Source organism: Bacillus cereus G9842, assembly GCF_000021305.1.
GTDB lineage: Bacteria > Bacillota > Bacilli > Bacillales > Bacillaceae_G > Bacillus_A > Bacillus_A thuringiensis_S.
In genome coordinates, this window is record NC_011772.1 from 4,898,600 (window position 1) to 4,922,664 (window position 24,065).

Here is a 24,065-nt window from a genome sequence, read left to right on the forward strand (position 1 = left end):
TTGTTTCACCTTCTTCTATAAGTTAGTAACCAATTGTTTTCATATAATCACGTAAAATATCGTTTGATTTTGCGAATCGAGATTCTTCATCCTCTGTTAAATTGAGTTCTACAACTTCTCTTATACCGTCTCTAGTAATAATAGCTGGTACTCCTGTACAAATATCATATTCACCATACTCACCATCTAAAATGGCTGATACAGCAATGACACGGTGATCATCATTAAAGATTGAGCTTGCAATATATGCTAGAGAATTTCCGATTCCGTAATAAGTAGTTCCTTTACGTTTATAAATTTCCCATCCGGCTTTTGCAGTCTTCTCAACGATTTCATCTAAATCTATTTCACCAAATCGTTCTTTTTGTTCTTCTAAAATTTGCAGAATTGGCTTTCCACCAACAGTTACGTGAGACCAAGCAACCATTTGAGAATCACCATGTTCTCCTAATGAATACCCATGAATACTACGAGGGTCTACATGTAGCATTTCAGATAAAATTGTTCTTAAGCGAGAAGAATCTAGTGATGTACCAGTACCGATTACGCGATTTCTAGGTAATCCAGATAATTTCCAAACTTCATATGTAATAATATCAACTGGGTTCGATGCAAGTAAGAAAATACCATCAAATCCACTTTCCATTACGCCACCAACAACACTTTCCATAATCTTCGCACTCGCTCCTAAAGTATCTAAGCGACTTTGCCCTGGTTTTGGTGCTGGTCCTGCTGTAATAATGACAATGTCCATATCTTTGCAGTCTTCATAGCTTCCTGCATATACTTTTGTTCTTGTATTTGTAAAGTTAATGCAATGTGATAAATCCATTGCTTCCCCAACTGCACGTTCATGATTTATATCAATTAATAATAGCTCTTCGCAAATCCCTTGATTTACAATGGAATACGCACAACTTGATCCAACTAATCCAGTACCGATAATTGCAATTTTTCTTGTATGTCTTTTCATAGCAATCTCTCCTAATTGATCATATAATCTATTTCTTTTGTTCTTTACATTCTTAATTATAGAGGTTCCCACGATAGAAACCATGGATACTTTGTGAAATATTGAACAAAGTTTTTGTCCTTTTTGTGAATTGTTATATTCCATTTTCTTCATATTTGTTACAACTGGAAAAATATTTATTATGTATTTATTGACATACAAAAAATAAAACGAGCGAATTCATTTTCGCTCGTTTTTTCATCCTATTATTCTGCACTTAACTGACTTTTCAATTGCTGCACAATCATCGGATTCGCAGGTGCTGCTGGTTTATAATAACTCTTTTGCTTTGCGTACTCATACATATTACGTTGACGCATTTCATCTTGATTACGAATTTGGATTAACGTTTGATGTAACTGTTCATTATCAGACTGAGAAATATAATTTGCATAACTTGTTAAACTTGCATTTAATCCTGCTAAATAATCATTTACCATATCTTTTTCATTCATCTTTCTCTTCCTCCTATCCTAGGAAAGTCATTAATTGCTGTTTCGTATTTCTTGCATCTTGCGCATCTTTTTGTAGCATTTGTTTCAGTTGTGGATCTGTACACGTCTGTGCATACTGCTCCAACTTGTTAATAATTGTTGCGTGTCCACCAATTAAATGACGTAAGTTTTCTACTTCAAGCTCTGTTAAATTTTGCATGGAATACTCCTACCTTTCTTCTTTCATTCTTCTTTAGTATTCTGTTTTTTTCAAATCGTATTCATTAAAAAGTCTGCTAAATAATCATTTAACTAAAAAGAGCCTCTAAACGATTAGAGGCTCTTTCTACTTAAATTCCTTTCCGCTTCTTCAATCGCCCGTTGCATTTGTATTAACGGATTTTCAATCATTTTCCCATGTCCTGTCGCCAATAAAGACGGCTTATACTCCAGCAATTTCTGCGCGCTTGCTAATGAAACTTCTGCATCCCACGTACCAAACATAGGAAACGGGAAAAGCCACTTCAACTGTCCTGCTACCGCTAATCCTCCTCTCGTTTGAAATGCATCTCCAACAATGAGTGCATCATTTCTTGTGTCTAAAAACGCCATTGATCCCGGTGTATGACCTGGAGCTCCAATCGCTACAAGAGAACCAACTTTATCTCCCTCTTGAAGAAGAATATCTGGAATCGTATTTATCTGTTTTGACACTCCCACTTTTATTGGTGTATTTCGTTCTCCCTCTTGCAGTACCTTATCTCCTTCAAGTAAACATGCATCTCTTTTTGAAATATAGACCGGAACATCCGGCAGCACTTGTTTTATAACATCAAGCGCTCCTACATGGTCATCATGCGCATGTGTAATAACGATATTCGTAATCGGTTTTCCTATTTTCCGAGCTGATTGTAAAATCTTCTTTGCACAAAACGGTAAAGCCGCATCAATTAAAGTTAATCCTGTCTCTTCTTCAACGAAGTAACAGTTAATTGGAAATAGACGCGGTAAAAATGCGATTTGATGAACTGTTCCTACACTTATTACCTTCATCTTCTTTACCTCCATAAAAAAGAGCTGTTTACACATACATATGTAAAACAGCTTTATTCAAGAATTCAGCAATAAAAAACCAGTAGCCAATCGGCTACTGGTTCTCTTTCATCTATTAAACTGTATAACGCTCATCTTCTAAAATTTTCGCAGCGATTTCACGTTTCTTCGGAATTACGTTAAGTGGTGTGTGGCGAGTTAATTTACGTAATGATGATAACATCATGCGCAGCATGTCGCCGTTTTCAACTGCGATAAGTGTTTCTTTCGCATCTGCTTCGATTTCGTTAAATGCTTCTTGGCAGAATACTTCAGTGTATAACACTTTTTGTTTATTCTTTTCAAGACCAGTTGTTTTGATTGCTTTTTCTGTACGAAGAACAGCTGATTCCATTGCGTATAGATTGCTTACAATGTCAGCGATATTCACAAGAATTTCTTGCTCTTTATCTAATGCTTTACCGTATTTTTGAGCAGCTAATCCAGCTACCATTAAGCCGATTTTCTTCGCGTTAGTTACTAAATATTTTTGAAGTGCTAATGGCTCATCGCCTACTTCTTCTGGCATCATCATCATTAACTCTTCTTGTAATTTTTGTGCTTTTTGAAGAAGTGGTAATTCACCTTTCATCGCTTTACGTAAGAACGTACCTGGTACGATTAGGCGATTAATTTCGTTCGTTCCTTCGAAAATACGGTTAATACGAGAATCACGGTACATTCTTTCAATCTCGTACTCTGCCATAAACCCGTAACCACCGTGAATTTGAACACCTTCATCTACTGTATAGTCTAATACTTCAGAACCGAATACTTTGTTTAAAGAGCACTCGATTGCATATTCAGCGATAGAAGCTGCTACTGCTTTACCGTCTTTTACTTCTTCTTCAGATAATGTGCTCATGCGGCTTTCGAATAAACCTACTGTACGATATACAGAGCTTTCAGCTGCATATGTTTTTGCTGCCATATTCGCAAGTTTCTCTTGAATTAATGGGAAGCGAGCGATTGGTTGCTTGAACTGTTGACGTTGGTTTGCATATTGTGCTGAAATTTCTACTGCACGTTTCGCAGATCCAACTGTACCAACACCTAATTTATAACGGCCGATATTTAAAATGTTGAAAGCGATAATATGACCTTTACCGATTTCACCAAGTAAGTTTTCTTTCGGTACTAATGCATCTTCTAAAATTAACGTACGAGTTGAAGAACATTTAATACCCATTTTCTTTTCTTCTGGGCTTGTAGATACGCCAGCATATTCTTTCTCTACGATAAATGCTGAGAAGTGCTCTCCATCAATTTTTGCATACACGATAAATACGTCAGCGAATGCAGAGTTTGTAATCCATTGTTTTTCACCATTTAATACATAATGTGTACCTTCTGCATTTAAACGTGCAGTTGTTTTTGCACCTAATGCGTCAGATCCTGAACCTGGCTCTGTTAATGCGTATGCAGCTAATTTCTCACCAGTTGCAAGTAATGGTAAATACTTTTTCTTTTGCTCTTCGTTACCGAATAATACGATTGGTAACGATCCGATACCTACGTGAGCACCGTGAGTAATTGCAAAGCCGCCAGCGCGAGAGAATTTCTCTGCGATTAACGCTGAGCTTACTTTATCAAGACCAATTCCGCCGTACTCTTCTGGTACGTCAGCGCCTAATAAACCAAGCTCCCCAGCTTCTTTTAAAAGACGAACAGAACGATCAAACTCATGTTGTTCTAAATATTCAAGCTCTGGAAGAACTTCATTTACGATAAAGTCCTCTGTCGTTTTTGCAATCATTTTATGCTCAGATGAAAAATCTTCTGGCGTAAACACTTGATCAATCGTAATCTCATCAACTAAAAAGCTACCGCCTTTAACCGCATTTCCTACTGTTTTTTCCATGAAAATTTCCTCCTTCATATTTTCATGAGCCGCTTCTCTCTTTTTGAAAGAAGCTGGCTCTCAATTTTATTTTTTATAAACCTTGGTTGCTTCCATTCTTTGCTTTAGCGTCGTCTCGTTCTGAGCGAACCGCTTCCACTTTTTTTATAGTAATTCAAACACTCCCGCTGCTCCCATTCCGCCGCCAATACACATTGTTACGATACCGAATTGTTCGTTGCGGCGTTTCATTTCGTGAATAAGAGATAGTGTTAGTTTTGCTCCTGTACAGCCAAGTGGATGTCCAAGTGCGATTGCACCACCGTTTACGTTTACTTTTTCTTCATCTAAACCAAGTTCACGAATAACTTGGATCGATTGAGAAGCAAATGCTTCGTTTAGTTCGAATAAGCCAATATCAGATAGCTCTAAGCCAGCTAGTTTTAACGCTTTTGGAATTGCAGCGATTGGGCCGATTCCCATTACTTCTGGTGGTACGCCAGCTACTGCAAATGAACGGAATTTCGCAAGCGGCTTCATGCCATCGCTCACTGCTTTTTCACGATCCATTAATAGTACAGATGCTGCACCGTCACTCATTTGTGAAGAGTTACCAGCTGTTACAGAACCGCGAACGTTAAATGCTGGACGTAATTTACCTAAAATGTCTAGCGACGTTTCTGCTCTCACACCTTCGTCTTGTGCGAAAATGATTGTTTCTTCTTGCAGTTTATTGTTTGATCCAACAGTACGTAACGTCACATCTACAGATACTGTTTCATCAGCGAAGTTACCTGCCGCTAATGCTTTCGCAGCGCGTTGATGACTTCTTACTGCAAATGCATCTTGCTCTTCACGAGAAATTCCATATTTCACAGCAACTTGCTCTGCTGTATGTCCCATACCCATATAATATTCTGGAGCTGCTTCTACAAGGCGACTATTCGGACGAACAACGTGTCCCATCATTGGAACTAAACTCATTGATTCTGCCCCGCCTGATAATACAGCTTCAGAGTGACCAAGCATAATACGCTCTGCTCCGTAAGCGATACTTTGTAAACCTGAAGAACAGTAGCGGTTAATCGTAATAGCTGGAACATCGTAAGAAAGTCCTGCTAATCCGCCGATATTACGAGCCATATTTAAACCTTGCTCTGCTTCTGGCATCGCACAACCGAAAATTAAATCATCGATTGGTCCTTCATAATTCGCACGCTTTAATGTTTCCTTTACTACTAATGCCCCTAGATCGTCAGGACGAACTGTTTTTAATGAACCCCTCTTTGCTTTTCCAATTGGTGTTCTTGCTCCCGCAACAATGACAGCTTCTCTCATGAACGATATCTCCCCTCGTTATTAGTTACGTAATGGCTTTCCTTTTACAAGCATGTGCTGCATTCTTGCTTGTGATTTCATCTCACTTACTAAGCTAATAAATGCTTCACGTTCTACATCTAATAAATACTGCTCATCAACTTCTGTTCCGTACGGCACTTTTCCGCCCGCGATGACATATGCAAGTTTCTTCGCAATGTGAAGATCATGTTCAGAAATGTAACCTGATAAATGCATTGCTTCTGCACCAAGTACAAGAGTTGCATATCCTGTTTCACCAACAACTGGTATCTTTTTACGAATCGGCGCTTTATAGCCAGCTTCATATAAAGCAAGTGCTTTTTGTTTCGCATCATATAGTAAGTGATCACCATTCACACTAATACCGTCTTTATCGCCTAAGAAGTTGTTCGATACAGCTTCTTGTGCTGATGTAGAAACTTTCGCCATCGCTACAGATTCGAACACTTTATTCGCAACTTTTTGCAGGTCAAACTCTACACCGTTTGGCATTTTATTTAAGTGTTTAATGTATAGCTCTTTATTACCGCCTCCGCCAGGAATTAAACCAACACCAACTTCTACTAAGCCCATATACGTTTCACTAGAAGCTTGAATGCTAGCTGCTGGTAAGCAAACTTCTGTACCTCCGCCAAGCGTCATACCATATGGTGCTGCTACAACTGGCTTAGAAGAGTACTTAATTTTCGTCATTGCATCTTGGAAGTTTTTCACAACCAACTCAATTTCAAAGTAATTGTCGTCTTGTGCTTCCATTAAGATCATTGCTAGGTTCGCACCAACGCAGAAGTTCTTCGATTGGTTACCGATAACAAGACCTTTATAATTCTTTTCTACTTCATCAACAGCGTAGTTAATCATTTGCGTAATATCCATACCAATTGCATTGCTCTTCGAATGGAATTCTAAGCAAAGGATACCGTCACCTAAATCAATTAAGCTCGCTCCGCTATTTTTCTTTAATACGCCATTTTTCGCTTTTAATTGCTTAAGAGAAATTGCCTTTTTATTACGTTCGATTCGCTTATATTCGCCATTATCGTAATAGTAGCTATCTCCGTTATCATGTTTGTAGAAAGTAGTGAAACCTTTCTCTAACATTTCTTTCACCCAAGTAGGAACAACTACGCCGTTTTCTTCCATCTTTTGAACAGATTTTTCAACACCAATTGCATCCCACACTTCAAATGGCCCTTGCTCCCAGCCGAAGCCCCACTTCATCGCTTGGTCAATTGCAACGATATCGTCAGCAATCTCTTTATGAAGTTTTGCAGAGTATAAAAGAGTTGGTGTAATGATGTTCCATAACAACTCTCCTGCACGGTCTTTCGCGTATACAAGCGCTTTCAATTTATTCGCTAATCCTTTTTCTTGTTTACTTAACTCTACGGATGCAGCTTTTAATTTTTTACGCGCTTCGTATTCCATCGTTTCAGGATTTAATTCTAAAATTTCTTTTCCTTGTTTTAAGAAGAAGCCTTGACCCGTTTTACTTCCAAGCCATTTTTTCTCAAGCATGTCATGCATGAAAGCTGGTACTTTAAATACATCACGCTCTTCTTCTTGTACGTTTTCATATACGTTATTTGCAACGTGTACGAATGTATCTAAACCGACAACATCTAATGTACGGAACGTCGCGCTCTTCGGACGACCAATAAGTGGGCCTGTTACAGAATCAACTTCCCCAATGCTATAGCCGCGTTTTATCATCTCTTGAAGAGTTACTAATAAACCGTACGTACCGATGCGGTTTCCAATAAAGTTTGGTGTGTCTTTTGCGATAACAACGCCTTTTCCAAGAACGTCTTCGCCAAATAGTTTCATGAAGCTTAATACTTGTGGATCTGTTTCTTTCGTCGGTATTACCTCTAGAAGTTTTAAATATCGTGGTGGGTTAAAAAAGTGTGTGCCTAAGAAGTGTTTCTGGAAGTCGTCTGAACGACCTTCTGCCATTTTTTCAACTGAGATGCCTGACGTATTCGAGCTTACAATAGAACCCGGTTTACGAACAGCGTCTACTTTTTCAAATAATTTCTTTTTAATATCTAAGTTTTCAACTACTACTTCAATAATCCAATCTACATCAGCTAGACGCTCAAGATCATCTTCTAAGTTACCTGCTTCAATCAGTGCTAAATTTCCTTTCACTGTCAGAGGAGCTGGTTTTTGCTTTAATAATTTTTGCACAGCCGTATTACTAAAACGATTTCTCACACTTTTATGTTCTAATGTAAGTCCCTTCGCTTCCTCTTCTTTTGTTAGCGCAGGTGGTACAATATCAAGCAATAATGTCGGAATACCAATATTAGCTAAGTGTGCCGCAATCCCTGAACCCATTACGCCTGAACCTAGAACAGCAGCCTTTTTAATTTGGAACATCCAATTCTCCCCCTATTCTTGAATGAATGCTCATTCAATTTTTCGACATAAGTCGCAATCAATGAGTGAGCCTCTACTAATAAATATATGATACTGTTTAAATTTTCGCAATATATTTATTGATAAAATTTTCTGAAATAAATATTTTTCTTTCATTTGGCTATGCTATACATGTGTATTTTCTTTGTTTAAATGCACTTTTCCTTTTTATAATCTGACGAAACTGGAGGAATATATATGGCAAAACTTAAGAAGAACCCTTCTAAGGCTGGAATTAGTGCAGCTAGTGTAACTGGAAATGCAGGTCCGCATAATCACGGTGTTGAAAAAGGACGCCAAGGTAATAATCAACAATATAAGAAGCATAATATGGGCGAAAAATAACGCTATATTTTTGGGCAGAGAACGTGGCATAATGATTAATGGCTGCTTTTTCTGCCCAATTTATTTGTACATATGGAAAACAAAAGAGGGAACGATGATGAAACGAACAATAGTTATGATTGTAATGATTGCTACACTATTTACAGGGATGATTTTCTTCTCTTATGCACAGAGGCAACAAGCTGTAAGAGCTGATCAACCTAAGATTACTGGGCAATATGGCGTTACAATCGATGCAGACACAGGTGAAATTTTGTATGGGAAACGCGAAGACGAACGTTCTTATCCGGCTAGTATAGCCAAAATGATGACAACCCTTCTTTTACTAGAGAATGTAAAAGAAGATGAAGAAATTACAGTTACAGAAAACGCAATTAAAACAGAAAGTCAAAGTAAGAAAATTAAACTTCGTGCTGGGGAAAAATTAAAGCGTGATGAGGCATTAAAACTTATGCTTATCATTAGTGCAGATCCAATAGCTGAATCAATTGCAGAACATATCGCAGGATCAAAAAATGAATTTGTGAAGATGATGAATGCTAGAGCGAAGGAACTTGGTACAAAGCATGCGACTTTCAAGAATGCAAGTGGTGCTGATGCAATTGGGAATAAAGTATCACCATATGACATTGCTATTATTACGAAAGAAGCATTAAAGTATCCAGTTGTTTTAGAATATATGAATTCAACACGTACAACTCTACATACTTCAGAACGCTCTCCAAACATCGCAAACTATGGACGAGAAGAACTATATGACGATCCATATGCGATTGGAAGTAAAAGTGGTCTATCGGCACTTGGCAAATATACAGTCGTAACAGTCGATGAAAAAGACGGTAAACGCGTCATTAACGTCGTATTATCTTCTACTCGCGCGCAACTATATCCTGATACGAAGAAAATGGCACATTATGCATTTCAGCAATTAAAATAACCAAGGAGTATTTTCTCCTTGGTTATTTTTTAACCATACCTTTTAATACGAACGCAACGTTTGCTGGACGCTCTGCTAGACGACGCATGAAGTAGCCATACCAGTCGTTTCCATAAGGTACGTAAACACGCATTTTGTAACCTTCTTTTACTAGCTCAAGTTGACGCTCATTACGAATACCATATAACATTTGGAATTCAAATTGATCCCTTGGAATGTTGTGTTCTTCAGCAAGTTTTTTTGTATATTCAATAATCGCTTCATCATGTGAAGCAATTGCAGTATAATTTCCATTTAATAAGTGCATTTTAATAATTTTTTTATAATTGTCATCTACATCTTTCTTATCCGGGAACGCCACTTCTTCAGGTTCTTTATAAGCACCTTTTACAAGACGTAAATTAGGATTATAAGCATTTAAATCTTCAATATCTTTTTCTGTACGATATAGGTAAGCTTGAATAACAGTACCAATATTATCGTATTCAGATTTTAATTGTTTAAAGATATCAATTGTTTTACCACAGCGTGTATAGTCTTCCATATCAATGGTAACGAACACACCATTTTCTTTTGCAGCTTCTAAAATACGGCGCATATTGTTCATTACGATTTCATCAGAGATATCTAATCCCATAGAAGTCATCTTTAAAGAAAGCTGCGAATCAAGACCTTCTCTTCCAATTGCACGGATCGCTTCAATCGATTGGTTAGCCATTTCATTTGCTTCCGCTTCATTATCAACGAATTCACCTAAATAATCGATTGTTACACAAAGACCTTGCTTATTTAATGCCTGAATGGCAGCTGTCGCTAATTCAATCGTCTCCCCTGCGACGAAGCGACCTGCACCAAAGCGTAAACCGTACTTTTTAGCCAGTTTTGTTAGCGCTTTATTTTTAGATAAGAAAAGAAACGAATTTCGCATTAATTGTTCCATGTAATTCACCCCTATGACTGTAATTTATCTGTTTTTTACCCCTCTTCAAAATTATATCACTGTTTAAAATTATTGGATACAAATAATTATTTAGATAATTTATAAAATACTATAAAAACATTTAAAAACCTATATTCTCGCATGCAAATATGAAGGGAATATTTTTCGACATTTAGAAAAAACGGGTTTACTAGGGCAAAAATAGGCATACCGAAAATATTCGACATGCCTATAAAACCCTTAATATTCCATGTAAATTATATAAGGATATTAATAAGAAAAACTTAAAGTAGCATCACCTAAGTTTTTTAATTCTCATTTCGCTTCTCCTCATTCAGCCTTTTAATATCCGTAATTAACTGTACCATCTCTTCTTTCGCATCTGGATAAGTTTCATTCCAATGCTTCACTAAAGCTGGCATCGTCTTCGCTATGTAAGAATAAAGTGCCCACTTCTTTACCTGTTCTTTTCGCTCTTCATTACTCTCGCCAAGTAACAGCTCAGTGTATTTCTCTAGTAAACCGTCAAACTGCTCGTTAAACTTTTCACTCATTTTATTTACCTCCTATATGAAAAAAGCAGCGAAGATCGCTGCTTTTTCTTATAATTTTGATCGGACAGAGTTTAATTTTTTCTCCATTGTGCTTACTTTATCACGACGATCATCAATACGAATCGTTGTTGCAACACGCTGTGCACCTTTCGTATATGGAACTTCATGCATTTGTTGAATTACTTCTAGAATGACAGGAAGATCTCCTTCAATAATTGTATTCATCGGTGTTAATTGATACTTCACGCGATCCGCATTTTTCTCTAGCACCTTTTGTACTTCTGCTACATATTCACTAACACTTGGATTACCTGTTCCTACCGGAATAATCGATACGTCAACAATTGCCATAGTAGTCTTCCTCCTATAATCGCTTCTTATATATCCATTGTCTATTTTACCGAAATCCTCATCATTTTACTAATATGTTACTCTTCCACTTTAAACTGCTCAACTAATCTTTCTAAATCTTTCATATGCTCTGTCAAACTTTCCATCGTGTGGGCTACCTTTTCTAGATGATTAACCTGTGATTCAGTTGCAGCATGTACCTCTTCAGAAACAGCTGCACTTTCTTGACTCGTACCAGCAATTGTATGCATTACCGCTGTAATTTCTCCTTGCTCGTAACCTATGTTATGTACCTCTTCTACAATTTTTTCAACTGAAGTACTAATCGTATTTACAACTGACATAATTGTGCGGAACTCCATTTCTGCCTCTGTCGTCACTTTATTTTGCACATCTGCAATGTCTTTCAATTTACTTACAACTTCTACAACCCTTTTTACTTCTAATTGCACATCACCAATCATCGTTGTGATTTCTCCTGTTGCCTCTTTTGATTGTTCCGCTAATTTCCGAACCTCTTCAGCAACAACCGCAAATCCCTTACCTTGCTCACCTGCACGGGCAGCTTCAATCGAGGCATTTAAAGCAAGTAAATTTGTTTGATCCGAAATACCTTTTATAAGCTCAACAACATTTTGAATCGATCCAACTCTTTGTTCTAACTTATCCGATGCTTCTTCTGTATGAACAACAATCGAAGATGATTGTCCCCTCGTACGGACTAAGTTCCTCATTGTATTTAATCCTTGCTTAGATGCCTCTTCCGCTTTGCCAGTCACTCCTTTTATTTCACCAACGGAGCTATTCATTTGTTCCACTGACTCTGCCATATTCTCGAGCTGAGCTGAAACTTCATCCACACTATTCGCAAGAGTAGAAGCTCCCCCGCTCACATCATCCATTGCTCCGGAAACTTCTCTACTAGCCGCTACTGTTTCGTTCGTTAAATAATGTAAACTATTCGTTGATTGTTGCACTGTTGATACGCTGTTTTTAATTTTACTTACCATTTCATTCATTTGTTCAACCATATCATTAAAGTGCTTCGTCAACTCTCCAACTTCATCTTTACTTGTCACCTTCATTCGCAGCGTTAAATCCCCTTCTGCTACTTTTTGAACGTGATTCTTTAATAATTGCAGTGGTCTTGCTAATCTTCTTGAGAACAAGTAGGAAGCTACGATTCCAACTAATAAACTAATACACGCCATCATAATGACTGTATTTCTCGTACTATTTAATAGCCCATCGATCGTTTCTTTCGGATAAAAGATTCCTATCGTCCATTTCATCGTATCAAATGATTGACTATAAACAACTACATCTTCACCTTTTATTGTAGTGACCGCATATTTTGTTACCTCTTTATTTAAGCTCTTTATAAGTGGCTCTTTAGAAACATCTTTCCCTATCTTTTCTGGATAAACAAGAGCCATATTTTTATCATTTATAATAAACATTTCTCCGTCATTATTATATTGAATATTGTGAAGCAACTTCTGAATCGTCCCAAGCGATACATCCATCGCAACAACGCCTAATACAGATCCATCTTGAGCTGTAATTGCTTTAGAAACACCTACACTTAACTTTCCTGTTGCAATTTCATAAGAAGGTTGTCCCCAATGGACCTTTTTTACATCAGCCTCTGAATCTTTATACCATGGTCTTGTCGTTGGATCATATCCTTCTGGCACTTGCCCACCTTCAGCAAGATTGGCACTTAATGTTTTTTTATCTTTCGTACCAATATATAAATCTAAAATACCAGGATGATTCTTTTTATACTCCGCAAACTCTTTCGTTAAAAACGCTTCCTCTTCTGGAGTAACCCCACCTTGAAGTATATTACGAATCATCTCACTGTTCGCGTAATACCCCATATCTTCATCCGTTCTTTGAACAAATGTCGTAAGTTGCTCTGTCACAAGATCCATCGCATTTTGAGAATACTCGTCTAAGGAACGCACTTCCTTTTCTTTCTGTAATTGATACACAGCTGTACCCAATATTACGAACATCATAGAAATAAGTACTGAAAACACTACCGCAATTTTTAAACGTAAACTTCTTAACATCTTCCCCCCAGCATCCCCTTCGCATTAAATTGAAATATCATTAATCATTATATTAAGTATAATAGATAAAATTAAAAAATTGAAATTAATTCTCACCTTAATACAATTAGAAAACGGACTACCACTTGTGCAAAAACAAATAGTTCATTATCCTTAAAATATAATCTCATTCGTTCGGAGGGAACTATGTTACAAAAATTCGGTTTCTCACAATATGAAAGCCAAGCTTATGAAGTTGTCGTATCAAGCAATGAACCATTAGATGCTACAACAATTGTGAAGCATTCAGGTGTTCCAAAAGCAAAAATATATGAAGTACTAGCACGCCTAATCGATAAAGGAATGGTAATGGATTCTGTTTCAGAAAAGAAAAAATTGTATACAGCATTACCACTAAAGCTAGCAATTGAAAAATTAACGACAGAATTTCAATCAAATATTAAGGAACTGGAAACAAATATATCAAAAAAATCATTTACAGATGACCGTGTTTGGAGCTTAAAGATGCAATCTTCTATTCGAGTTCAAAGTAAAGAACTCATTGAAAGTGCAAAAGAATCAATCCGTATTTCAGCTTGGAATGATACTCTTTTAGAATATCTTCCTTTACTAGAACAAAAAGCAAAACAAGGTGTTCAAATTGAATCCCTTATTGTTGGAGAAGTAGAAACAGACTTAGAAAACATGCATTTTCTAATCCCAGCTGAAGAGCCTAATGCATTAGAGCGCTACTTGCTACTCATCGTTGACGATCGTGAAATTTTATTTGCTGGCGTAGAACAAGAGTCATGGCAAGCGATGAAAACAATGTCACAACCTTTCGTAAAGTTCTTTACAGAATTTTTCTATCACGACGTTGCACTTGCAAAGATTACTCAAAAACACCATGATCTCTTTATGGAAGATGAGGAAATTAAGAGTTTGTTGATGAAGTTAAGATACTAATTAAATAATAAACAGGAGTCTAGTTTTTCACTTAGACTCCTTTTCGTTTTGTTCCTTTATCTCCATCAACAGCTCAATGATTTTCTCATTTTGCTCTACCTGTTTCTCTGAATTTTTATAGATGAAACGAACCCATCTAAGTGCAAGAATAATAAGAAACAACGGAAGTATCGAAATTAGAAGACCAATAATTGAAAAATTCGTATACATATACCTCACCTCGCTATACACCCTTTCTCCATTTCTCTACTAAAACCTGCAATTTTTTACAAATAAAAAAAGAACCTATCAAACGATAGATTCTTCTTTCGCAAACTGAGTAGAGCGTCCTCTCGTAATCGAGAAAATCGCGCAAAGCAGTGCTAATATAATAAAGCCACCGCCTACCCAAGCGTTATATATAACAGATGATTTTTCAATAACAACTCCGCCTACTGTTGAACCGAGTGCAATTCCTAAATGAAGCGCAGAGTTATTTAAACCTTGCTGGATACCAGCTGATTCCGGTGCAATGTCAATTAAATAATTTTGCTGTGCTGGTGAAATCGCCCAGCTCAGCATACTCCAAAGTCCCATCATAATGATGAAGAGTGGGAATGAGAATGTCATTAATGGCAACATGAAGATTGCACATGCAAATACGATAATAATCGAGATAATACTTTTCTTCGATCCCCATTTATCAGCAAGCCATCCACCGAATCCACCGCCGATTACTGCTGCGATTCCGAAAATGAAGTAAAACACACTAATCCAATTTGCTTCAACATGCATAACATCTTTTAAAAACGGTGTTAAATATGCATACAATGTTAAATGCCCCGTTAAAAACAAAAATGATGTTAACTGTGCACTTACAATTTTTTTATCTTTTAAAGTAGCAAGTTGTTCTTTTATTGATAATACCGATGTCGGTGGTACTTTCGTTAAGAACAATGAAATACAAGCAATTGCCATAACTGTTAATACTGAAATCAATACAAATGGCGCACGCCATCCGTATGCATTTCCGAGTACAAGACCGAGCGGTACTCCAAGTACAAGTGATCCACTAATTCCCATAAAAATGATTCCAATTGCACGCGCACGAAAATGCGGTTCTACTACACTAGAAGCAAGTGTTACCGATAGTGCAATAATTAATGAACCACTCGCCGCACAAATAACCCTTGAGAACATTAGCATTCCGTAATTCACACTAAATGCCGAAATAATATTTCCGATTAAGAAAATCGATAATGCTCCAACATACAATGTTTTTCTTTCAAACTTCCCTGTCAAAGCTAATAAAACTGGACCTGACAAAGCAAATACTACCGAAAATATTGTTATAAGCTGACCAGCTGCGCTAATAGATACTCCTAAATCATTGGCAACTAAATCGAGCGTTCCTCCTATAATTAGCTCAACCGTTCCGACTACGAAAGCCGCGATAGCTAAAATATAAACACGAAAATTCAAGTCTTTCCCCACACTTTCTGTTTTGGTTACTACGACTATAGTAACCAAAACAGAAAGTGGACGCAAGTACAATTTTTTTACAGTAAAAAAGGTAGGCGTATTATACGCCTACCCTTCCATCATTCTGTTTCTTTCTTCTTATTCAAGTACCAATACACCGGAAGTCCCGTAAAGACAATTCCAATTGATAAGAAACAACTTACCGGATCATTAATAATCGCACTACCGATTACAAAGAACGAACCTAAAATCGCAACGATTGGTACGATTGGGAATAACGGTACACTATATGCACGCTCTTTATTCTTATTACGTTTCCTTAAAATGAAGACACCAATAAACGTCATTACATAGAAAATATAAATAATAAATACGGAAATCTCAGATAGCTTATTCGGATCACTAATAATCATTAAAATAATCCCTAAAATGATTTCAACAGTAATCGCATTTGCTGGTGTTTTAAATCTTGGACTTTCCTTTGCAATAAACTTAGCAAATGGAAGTTGTCCACGTTCTGCCATAGACATTGGAATACGTGGGAACGTTAAAATCTTTCCATTTAAACAACCGAAAATAGAAACGATAATACCGATACTAATAATTTTCCCACCATATTCTCCAAGTAACATACCAGCAGCTGTCGCTGTTGCATTTTCTCCAAGGTCTACAATTTTTGCTGCTGGTAATACATTTAATAACGCCAAGTTAATTAATACGTAAGCAGCAGTTACGATTAAAATCCCCACTGTCATTGCTTTCGGTAATAACTTTGTTGGATTCTTCATTTCTCCACCAATCGAAGCAAGTAAAATCCAGCCGTCATAAGCAAATAACGTTGCTAAAATTGCCATACCGATACTTTGATTTTCTGATATCGGCACTACTACGTTAAAAATATCACTGTTTCCTTTCCAAAAACCTAACACGACAATTAATACAATCGGAATCATTTTCCCAATTGTCGTGATTGTTTGAACGATACCTCCGTATTTTGTTCCCATACTATTTACAAAGCCAAGGAACACAACTGTTCCGATTGCGATTGGTAAATTCCACACTTTATCTAAATAGAAAAAATTAATCATTAAAGAACTAAAGTATAAACCTAATGTTCCGATAATAGCTGGTCCATAAACAATTGTTTGCATCCAGCCTGATAAATATCCCCAAAAACTTCCGTAAATCTCCTCTAAATACGTATACAACCCACCATTTTTCGGGATTTGCGCTCCAATTTCGGCTACTGTTAAACCAATTTTGTTCTTCTCATCATGATGCATGCTGCGTATCCTCCTTCCAATTCTAGTGTGATGCAAAAATGAAATAAAAAAACACTCCTCCCTAAAAAAGGGACGAGTGTTGTATTCGTGGTTCCACCCTTGTTTCAATTCGCAAAGTAACACACTTCACCAATTTCTCAAGTCTAAATAACGGTTTTTGCCGGCAAGCAATTACTAGATGTTCGTTCACTGCTGCAGTTCAGAGGTGGTAATCTATTTTTCCGTATTAGGAAGCTCACAGCCAAAGGCTTCCCTCTCTGGGAATCGTAAAAAATTAATCGTGTCCTCATCATCACTTCTTGATGTCGAATTTTGTAGTTATTGTTCATTATATTGAATTGTTAGAAAAAATCAATATATTTTTTTATATAACATAGGAAATATTTCTCTTCTTATATTATAACAGAAGATACAAAACTTCTCTAATTCCCTAAAAATGGTATAATTCATTTAGGAGGTGTACCAATAATGATTGCTGTCTTTTGTATCATCGCTACGTTTCTCTCTGTTCTATTCGCTATCATGTATCGAAACAAGTATCCTGGTTATAGCATTTTAGCGGTAGCTATTATACCAGCTGTTTCCTTCTACGTATTGGGTAAATATCAATATACGGAAGTGTTTATCGGTTTTGCAATCTTCTACTGCGTCTTCGGATACATACTAACAATGAAAAGAATCTTATTGAATCATTAAAAGAGACCGATTTCTATAAGTAGAAATCGGTCCTCGCATGTACCTTCCGGTTGCCCCACGAAAGATACATAAATCAATTATTTATCTTCTTTTTTCATAAAAAACTTGTGATGCGGAAGATCCACATTTAATTCCTCTAATTGTTTCTTTTCATTGTCTAAAATCGCTTTTGCTTTTGTTTTTGTTGCTTCATCTAATCCCGCAAAGATGTCTTCACGCTTCTCTTTTTCTGGAAGTTTCACACCTAATTTTGTTAATTCTTCTTTTGCTTGCTCATGCGTTAATTTTCCAGATTTCTTTTGCTCTAAAATCGACTTCGCTTTCTCTTTCGCCTGTTCATCTAAGTTAGCAAACATGTCTCCATGCTTACCTTTCTCCGGCATTTTCACGCCTAACTTTGTTAATTCCTCTTTTGCTTGCTCATGCGTTAATTTTCCAGATTTCTTTTGCTCTAAAATCGACTTCGCTTTTGCTTTCGCCTGATCATCTAATCCTGCAAACATGTCTCCATGTTTACCTTTCTCCGGCATTTTCACGCCTAGCTTTGTTAATTCCTCTTTTGCTTGCTCATGCGTTAATTTTCCAGATTTCTTTTGCTCTAAAATCGACTTCGCTTTTGCTTTCGCCTGATCATCTAATCCTGCAAACATGTCTTTACGCTTCTCTTTCTCCGGAAGCTTTACACCTAGTTTCTCTAACTGTTTCTTTGTATCGTCCATAATTGTTTTTACTTTTTGTTTTGTAGCGTCATCCAAATCCTTTTTCGCCGTTTTTGTAGACTGTTCAGCTGCTGGAGTATTCGTTGCCGCGAATGCCGGAATACCGACTCCTCCAATGATTCCGAATGATAAAGCACCTGCAATCGCTAAATACCCAACTGTTTTCTTCTTCATAGGAAATTTCCTCCTTCATATTTCTAAAGCATGTACACTTTCGTATACAATGCCAATAGTAATGTTGGTTTCTTAAAATTCCCTTAACGTTTCGAATAAAAAACACCGCTCATAATGAGCGGTGTTTCTCTATGCTTTTTGTAATTGTAACTCTTCACGTTCCATTATTTTTCTTAATACGATTGTTTGTGTCATTGTAAATAAGTTACCTGTTATCCAGTACAATACAAGTCCTGATGGCGCCGCAAACCCCATAAATAGAATCATTGCCGGCATCATAATTTGCTGTATCTTTAGCATCTGTACTTGTTCTCCAGGTGTAATATTAGATTGGAAAACTTTCATCTGAATAAATGTCGTTAACGCTGCAATAATCGGTAATATATGATATGGATCTGCATGTCCTAAGTTCACCCATAAAAAAGAAGATGTGCGAATCTCTTCCGTTCTGCTAATCGCATAATACAAAGCAGAGAAAATCGGCATTTGTATAAAAATTGGCCAGCAACCAGCAAGTGGATTCCAACCGCCTGATTTCATTAGCTCTGACATTTCTTTTTGATACTGCTTTTGTTTTTCAAGATCTTTGCCTACATCACCGTACTTTTTCTTTAGCTTCTGCAATTCAGGTTGCATTTTCTTCATTTTCGCTTGGCTACGATATTGTGAAACAGCTAATGGAATCATCGCTGAACGAATAACGAGCGTCATAATAATGATTGCAATCCCAAAGCTAGCTCCAGGTATATGATGAGCAACAAATTGAATCATAAACGAGATTGGATATACGAAATAATGATCCCAAATCCCAGTACTATGTGCATCAATTGGGGCTGCATTACTGCAGCCAGATAAAACAAAAACAAGTAATAATGATAAACTAACGAGCACAGCTCGGTATGATTTTAACATGTTCATTCCTCCAATGTTTCGTAATTATTTAGCGAAACATTGGTGTATACGGACCGACCTCATCATTCTCTTCACTTGATTCTTGTCTACGTACAGAACGAATCATTCCATATTTATAAAAAATAGAAAATAGCGGTACATTTCCCGCACTATCTTCACATGTATCAACTAACGCAAAAGCTCTTTGTCTACCGCTTGATGCTTGTTGACGCACAAAGCGAGAAACATTAGCAAGGAAGAAAACTTCTAATAAACAAAGTGCCGTCGTTACAAACGATATATATAAAATTGCATCCTGCAATAAAAATTCCATCGCTTCACATCCTTAATAAGGTCATTTTAGCACATTAGGCAAACATTCTCTATTTCCTTTTATTTTCAAAAAAATTATTTTGCATATTTTCTCAAGAAAACAATAATTAAGAAACGTTGTATTCGCTTTCTTTAGTATATTCACGCACATCAATGAATAGGCTTGATTTATTAGAAATTTATAAAATTTTTGCATTATAATAAAACTATTGCCAGTTTTTGAAAAAACCTTTATTCTCTTCTTGTAATCAAAAATGAATATGGAGATGAAACATACTATGGGTCAACTAGGAGACGCCGATTACGTTCCCGACACCGCCTTTTTATCCTTCCCAGCAGCTAAAACATTTCATTTAGAATTTATGATACAGTTGGTTGTTATTTTTATAGCTTCTATTTTGTATGCAATTTCTATGAATATGTTTTTTATCCCGCATAATATGATTAGCGGTGGATTCGCTGGTGTAGGGATGATTATCGGTTATTTAATGCACTACAATATCGGTGCACTTATCTTTTTACTAAACATTCCTCTTCTTATTTTAAGTCACTTTTACTTAGGCAAGAAGACAACCTTTTTAACAGCGTACTTTGTAGCTGTGTCATCTTTAGCGATGAATATTATCCCGGTACACCAAGTTTCAGACGATATTTTACTTTCTTCTGTATTCGGTGGTGTTATCTGCGGAGCAGCTTCAGGAATTATATTCCGATTTGCTTCTTCAACAGGTGGTTTTGATGTTGTTGGATTGATTGTAGCAAAATATCGAGATGTTTCAATTGGAGCAATCATATTTGTATTCAACTTAATCTTACTTGTCGCAGCAGGTTTTATTTTCGGATGGGATATTACACTTTATACGTTAATTAGTCGATTTGTAGTCAGCAAAGTTATCGATGCTGTGCATACGAAACATATTAAATTAACGATAATGACTATTACAGAAAAAGGCGAGGAAATAAAAAGCGCACTACTACATCACGGCATACGCGGGGTGACAATGGTAGACGCTGTCGGCGGCTATACAAACCATAAGAAAAAAATGATTTACACTGTCGTGACTCGCTATGAGTTAGGCGAAATGAAACGTATTATCCGTCAAGTGGATAACAAAGCATTTATGAACATTACTGAAACAGTTGAAATTGTCGGCCGTTTCAAACGTATATAAAAAAGGTTAATACATTAAAGGGCATAACATATTAGTCATATATACTATGTTATGCCCTTTGTTATTCAACTAACGCACCCTTTAGCATAATAAAATCACGAAGTTTATTACTACAAATCGGAGGATAACATTCCATATACAAAACTATCTGTCCATTCATTTTTATTCCAAAAATCTTGTATGAAATGGGCTTCCTTTCTCATACCTATTCGTTCACACAATTTTTTTGAAGCTGTATTACGTGCATCAAGATTAGCTTGTATACGATGTACATTACATTCATTAAATAATTTAAACACCAAACTACTTACTGCTTCTGTTGCCAAACCTCTTCCAACTACTTCATTTGAAAAACTATAACCAATCTCAACAGTATCCTTCATATTTGTGTACCATACGGATAAGTCACCAACTACTTTAGTCTTGTATATAACTGCCAAACTTAATATTGATTCTTCAGTAAGTGCATTGTTTGCTAGCTTCTTATTAAATCTTTTCTGCATGTCTTCATGAGTCCACTTATTATGTAATAGGAACTTACATGTATCATCATTATTATAAATAGCAAATACATCCTGTAAATCAGTACTCTTAAAAGGTCTAATTATTAATCTTTCTGTTGTGATTTCCAAGTTAGCTCCCCTCCCTTACATTCATGCTACAAAACATTTTTTATTGTATTTAAGCCTCCTTCTTAGATCTCACCTTGATTACATATTTCATCATAATAAATTAAAATCCTTCTTCCACTAAACTGCATTGTTAATGGTATTTCCTTACGCTTTTTATTTTTTACACTTATTACAAAATCAGATAATTCTATTATTATGTCCCTAAATGTGTTATAATGAAAGCAGACTCACAAAAAAAGAGTATATAGACTTGGAAGTTTCTCTTATTTTACAAGCAAAAAGAAACGAGCAGTCGGGTATATTTCAGACACCATACACGTAACGGTTTAAACAACCGATCATCTTAGTTACTCTTCAATGATCTTTTTATAAAAAGATACGTACAATTAAAACTCACTTCAATATACTATACCTACCTTTTTGACTTCCAAATCATCTTATTACATAGGGAGATGAACATATGAATCAATATATACGATATACAATAGCTGTCCTGTTTGCTATTATCGGCGGTACGATTTGTTTCTGGACAAACACACAGCTTGGAGAGAATATCATTTTTAATGGAATCGAAACACTTGTAAGCGCTTCAATTTTAGGCGGATACATTTACTTCCTCTTCAATCCAGAAGAAAATGCTCAGAAAACAATGTTATTAACAATGATTGGAATCGTTGGTGGATGTATTTCCTACTCAATGACAAACTATACATTACCACTTCAATTAAGCTCAGCTTTCTTCCACGGTCTATGGACTTGGTTCATTGCATTCTGCTTAGCAGACGTATTCAACCTATTACAAGACAATGAAGAAGATAGCGGTCGCCAAATTGAAAGTAACTCTTAAGCTGGAAGGAATTCTTCCAGCTTTTTTATGTTGGTTTGCATACACCGGCACTACAATAAAAAGAAGCTACCCAACGGCAACTTCTTTTCCACATACCCCACTTCGTATTCACTTAAATATATCAACGATTTTTCAAATATATCGATCGTTTCTCCACTTATATCAACGATTTTTTCATTATATCAACGATTCGGCACAAGATATCGATTTAACGACAACCTTAGACATCCAAAACGTACAACATACCCTATCCCCCAAGCAACTTACTGCCGAACTCTACGATTAAAAAGATAATTAATAGGATCGCGAGTATCTTTAATGCTACATATGCTACTTTAAAAACAACATAAATGAGCAAGACTATCAAAATAATTGATAAAATTTCCATATTTACTTCCTCCAAGCTTTGCTCTTCTTATCTCATTTTACTCGCCCTAGGCTGTTTATGGAACGGCATAAGATGACATATAAAAAAGAGGATACCTCACCCATCGTAAGATACCCTCTCTTTCAGCTGCTTAAACCATTCTCTTTCTAATTGTAAATATCCCATCTCACTCTTCTCGGCGCTCTTTAATTCTTGATCGGCTTTCTTCATATAAGTACGGGACGCTTCCATATTGCCCTCTACATATTTAATAATCCCTTGTGTACGGTAATATCCACTTAGGTCCATTTTTGTAATAGCCTTTGCATGTTCCTTTGCTTCTTGCAAAGAAAGACTATCCATCTGATAAAGGGCTTTATATAAAAGGTACCAACTATGAAAACTACTAACGAAAAACTTATTTTCTTTCGTTACAGGTAATTGAACAATTCGTTCTATATACGGTATCGCTCTTTCCATTCCCTCTTGATCTGCACGAGCAAAAAAGACGAGCATAAGTCTACTCATTATCTCCCTTATCCCTTTATTCTCTTTTATTTTCTCCTCACTAAGTTCTACTAATCTTTCATCCCAATCTTTCGGTCTTTTATAACTAAATAACTCACTCGATATTTGAATCTCATATAAGTGATTTCTAGCTCTTTCATCATCTTTAATTAAAATAAGAAATTGCATCCCATCACTCATAAGCATTCCTTTTATCGGCACAATTGTAACCGCAAAGATTGCAAAATGGAAAAAGGAAAAATATAAAAGATATTGATAATAACTCACCATGTATATGTAACCGGAAGTAATACCAAATAGTAAACTCGTAATCGGTCCACCTAAAGTGAGCCACGCCCACTTTTTCGAAAGATTCGGTGTCTCTATAGAAGGTGGTACTAATGTTGCAACACCTCCAAAGTACGCCCATAATTTATTTTCTCGAATGCGTAATTTTCCCTTTTCTTTTTGAATAGTAATGGGTCCTACTGTCATAAATTTAAATGTTAAACCACCTATTACACCAAATACTACATGTCCTAGCTCATGAATGGCTAACACTAACAATGAAATTCCAACTATTGCCCATAGGTTCAAAATTACTTCTAATTTCCCAGTTCGGATTACTCCGTATAAAATGGACAGAATTAGCGCCACTGTCATTGAGCCAGCTGG

Annotated in this window: 25 protein-coding genes, 1 pseudogene and 1 other annotated feature; of the genes and pseudogenes, 6 read left to right on the plus strand and 20 right to left on the minus strand. The window is 36.4% G+C overall.

Annotated elements, in window-relative coordinates:
• Positions 1–22 precede the first annotated feature (22 nt).
• The 7 genes from BCG9842_RS24900 to BCG9842_RS24930 all read right to left on the minus strand — a co-directional run bounded on the left by BCG9842_RS24900 (position 23) and on the right by BCG9842_RS24930 (position 8,119).
• Entirely contained in the window at positions 23–973 is a 951-nt protein-coding gene (locus BCG9842_RS24900) for an L-lactate dehydrogenase (protein ID WP_000820650.1), read from the minus strand.
• A 245-nt stretch (positions 974–1,218) separates the two neighbouring features.
• Positions 1,219–1,467 (minus strand): spore coat protein, encoded by a 249-nt coding sequence (locus BCG9842_RS24905; protein ID WP_001002992.1) that lies wholly within the window; start codon positions 1,465–1,467, stop codon positions 1,219–1,221.
• A gap of 13 nt (positions 1,468–1,480) precedes the next feature.
• Positions 1,481–1,666, minus strand: a complete 186-nt coding sequence (locus BCG9842_RS24910) for a hypothetical protein (protein WP_001180555.1) — start codon at positions 1,664–1,666, stop codon at positions 1,481–1,483.
• A 113-nt stretch (positions 1,667–1,779) separates the two neighbouring features.
• Entirely contained in the window at positions 1,780–2,499 is a 720-nt protein-coding gene (locus BCG9842_RS24915) for an MBL fold metallo-hydrolase (RefSeq protein ID WP_000864824.1), read from the minus strand.
• Positions 2,500–2,614: 115 nt separating this feature from the next.
• Positions 2,615–4,399 carry an acyl-CoA dehydrogenase family protein gene (locus BCG9842_RS24920; protein WP_000416287.1) on the minus strand — a complete coding sequence of 595 codons (1,785 nt, stop codon included), beginning with the start codon at positions 4,397–4,399 and terminating at the stop codon, positions 2,615–2,617.
• A gap of 144 nt (positions 4,400–4,543) precedes the next feature.
• Complete coding sequence (locus BCG9842_RS24925; RefSeq protein WP_001206339.1) at positions 4,544–5,716, minus strand: acetyl-CoA C-acetyltransferase; 1,173 nt, start codon at positions 5,714–5,716, stop codon at positions 4,544–4,546.
• A gap of 21 nt (positions 5,717–5,737) precedes the next feature.
• On the minus strand, positions 5,738–8,119 hold the full coding sequence (locus tag BCG9842_RS24930; RefSeq protein WP_000486371.1) for a 3-hydroxyacyl-CoA dehydrogenase/enoyl-CoA hydratase family protein: 2,382 nt from the start codon (positions 8,117–8,119) through the stop codon (positions 5,738–5,740).
• A 237-nt stretch (positions 8,120–8,356) separates the two neighbouring features.
• Between BCG9842_RS24930 and BCG9842_RS24935 the strand changes: the two genes are divergently transcribed.
• Together BCG9842_RS24935 and BCG9842_RS24940 are read left to right on the plus strand one after the other, a co-directional pair.
• Positions 8,357–8,503, plus strand: coding sequence for a YuzL family protein (locus BCG9842_RS24935; protein WP_001096344.1), 147 nt, complete (start codon positions 8,357–8,359; stop codon positions 8,501–8,503).
• A 97-nt stretch (positions 8,504–8,600) separates the two neighbouring features.
• Entirely contained in the window at positions 8,601–9,440 is an 840-nt protein-coding gene (locus BCG9842_RS24940; RefSeq protein WP_000831456.1) for a D-alanyl-D-alanine carboxypeptidase family protein, read from the plus strand.
• Between the two features lie 22 nt (positions 9,441–9,462).
• Here BCG9842_RS24940 and BCG9842_RS24945 read toward each other — a convergent pair whose 3' ends face one another.
• The 4 genes from BCG9842_RS24945 to BCG9842_RS24960 form a co-directional block, all read right to left on the minus strand.
• Positions 9,463–10,380 (minus strand): proline dehydrogenase family protein, encoded by a 918-nt coding sequence (locus tag BCG9842_RS24945; protein WP_000436780.1) that lies wholly within the window; start codon positions 10,378–10,380, stop codon positions 9,463–9,465.
• Between the two features lie 308 nt (positions 10,381–10,688).
• Positions 10,689–10,934, minus strand: coding sequence for a YusU family protein (locus BCG9842_RS24950; protein ID WP_001290589.1), 246 nt, complete (start codon positions 10,932–10,934; stop codon positions 10,689–10,691).
• 48 nt (positions 10,935–10,982) lie between these two features.
• Positions 10,983–11,285 (minus strand): MTH1187 family thiamine-binding protein, encoded by a 303-nt coding sequence (locus BCG9842_RS24955; RefSeq protein WP_001018860.1) that lies wholly within the window; start codon positions 11,283–11,285, stop codon positions 10,983–10,985.
• Between the two features lie 77 nt (positions 11,286–11,362).
• Positions 11,363–13,363 carry a methyl-accepting chemotaxis protein gene (locus tag BCG9842_RS24960; protein WP_000946358.1) on the minus strand — a complete coding sequence of 667 codons (2,001 nt, stop codon included), beginning with the start codon at positions 13,361–13,363 and terminating at the stop codon, positions 11,363–11,365.
• A gap of 186 nt (positions 13,364–13,549) precedes the next feature.
• Between BCG9842_RS24960 and BCG9842_RS24965 the strand changes: the two genes are divergently transcribed.
• A complete protein-coding gene (locus BCG9842_RS24965) occupies positions 13,550–14,308 on the plus strand; it encodes a TrmB family transcriptional regulator (RefSeq protein WP_000939479.1) in 759 nt (252 codons plus the stop codon).
• Between the two features lie 27 nt (positions 14,309–14,335).
• On the opposite strand, the gene BCG9842_RS24970 is transcribed toward BCG9842_RS24965, so the two are convergent.
• The 3 genes and pseudogenes from BCG9842_RS24970 to BCG9842_RS24980 form a co-directional block, all read right to left on the minus strand.
• Positions 14,336–14,518, minus strand: coding sequence for a hypothetical protein (locus BCG9842_RS24970; RefSeq protein WP_000288469.1), 183 nt, complete (start codon positions 14,516–14,518; stop codon positions 14,336–14,338).
• A gap of 78 nt (positions 14,519–14,596) precedes the next feature.
• Entirely contained in the window at positions 14,597–15,781 is a 1,185-nt protein-coding gene (locus BCG9842_RS24975) for an MFS transporter (RefSeq protein WP_003280661.1), read from the minus strand.
• Between the two features lie 107 nt (positions 15,782–15,888).
• Positions 15,889–17,025: pseudogene (locus tag BCG9842_RS24980) on the minus strand (APC family permease); the annotation flags it as partial.
• 92 nt (positions 17,026–17,117) lie between these two features.
• Positions 17,118–17,354: a binding site (T-box leader), on the minus strand.
• A 166-nt stretch (positions 17,355–17,520) separates the two neighbouring features.
• Here BCG9842_RS24980 and BCG9842_RS24985 point away from each other — a divergent pair.
• A complete protein-coding gene (locus BCG9842_RS24985) occupies positions 17,521–17,748 on the plus strand; it encodes a hypothetical protein (RefSeq protein WP_000562245.1) in 228 nt (75 codons plus the stop codon).
• Between the two features lie 77 nt (positions 17,749–17,825).
• On the opposite strand, the gene BCG9842_RS24990 is transcribed toward BCG9842_RS24985, so the two are convergent.
• The 3 genes from BCG9842_RS24990 to BCG9842_RS25000 all read right to left on the minus strand — a co-directional run bounded on the left by BCG9842_RS24990 (position 17,826) and on the right by BCG9842_RS25000 (position 19,866).
• Positions 17,826–18,641: a hypothetical protein gene (locus BCG9842_RS24990; RefSeq protein ID WP_000730843.1), complete on the minus strand. Its 816-nt coding sequence runs from the start codon at positions 18,639–18,641 to the stop codon at positions 17,826–17,828.
• A gap of 129 nt (positions 18,642–18,770) precedes the next feature.
• Complete coding sequence (yidC, locus tag BCG9842_RS24995) at positions 18,771–19,553, minus strand: membrane protein insertase YidC (protein WP_000920528.1); 783 nt, start codon at positions 19,551–19,553, stop codon at positions 18,771–18,773.
• Positions 19,554–19,581: 28 nt separating this feature from the next.
• A complete protein-coding gene (locus tag BCG9842_RS25000; RefSeq protein WP_000394930.1) occupies positions 19,582–19,866 on the minus strand; it encodes a hypothetical protein in 285 nt (94 codons plus the stop codon).
• Between the two features lie 277 nt (positions 19,867–20,143).
• Here BCG9842_RS25000 and BCG9842_RS25005 point away from each other — a divergent pair, with 277 nt between their 5' ends.
• Entirely contained in the window at positions 20,144–21,037 is an 894-nt protein-coding gene (locus tag BCG9842_RS25005; protein WP_000530044.1) for a YitT family protein, read from the plus strand.
• A gap of 110 nt (positions 21,038–21,147) precedes the next feature.
• On the opposite strand, the gene BCG9842_RS25010 is transcribed toward BCG9842_RS25005, so the two are convergent.
• Positions 21,148–21,669: a GNAT family N-acetyltransferase gene (locus tag BCG9842_RS25010; RefSeq protein WP_000406909.1), complete on the minus strand. Its 522-nt coding sequence runs from the start codon at positions 21,667–21,669 to the stop codon at positions 21,148–21,150.
• 460 nt (positions 21,670–22,129) lie between these two features.
• Here BCG9842_RS25010 and BCG9842_RS25015 point away from each other — a divergent pair, with 460 nt between their 5' ends.
• The gene (locus tag BCG9842_RS25015; protein WP_001077773.1) at positions 22,130–22,516 is read left to right on the plus strand and encodes a DUF3938 domain-containing protein; all 387 of its coding nucleotides are present in this window, start codon (positions 22,130–22,132) and stop codon (positions 22,514–22,516) included.
• A 247-nt stretch (positions 22,517–22,763) separates the two neighbouring features.
• On the opposite strand, the gene BCG9842_RS30610 is transcribed toward BCG9842_RS25015, so the two are convergent.
• Both BCG9842_RS30610 and BCG9842_RS25020 read right to left on the minus strand, forming a co-directional pair.
• Positions 22,764–22,904: a DUF3985 family protein gene (locus BCG9842_RS30610; protein ID WP_000404758.1), complete on the minus strand. Its 141-nt coding sequence runs from the start codon at positions 22,902–22,904 to the stop codon at positions 22,764–22,766.
• Positions 22,905–23,000: 96 nt separating this feature from the next.
• Positions 23,001–24,053 (minus strand): hypothetical protein, encoded by a 1,053-nt coding sequence (locus BCG9842_RS25020; protein WP_002083694.1) that lies wholly within the window; start codon positions 24,051–24,053, stop codon positions 23,001–23,003.
• Between the last annotated feature and the right edge of the window lie 12 nt (positions 24,054–24,065).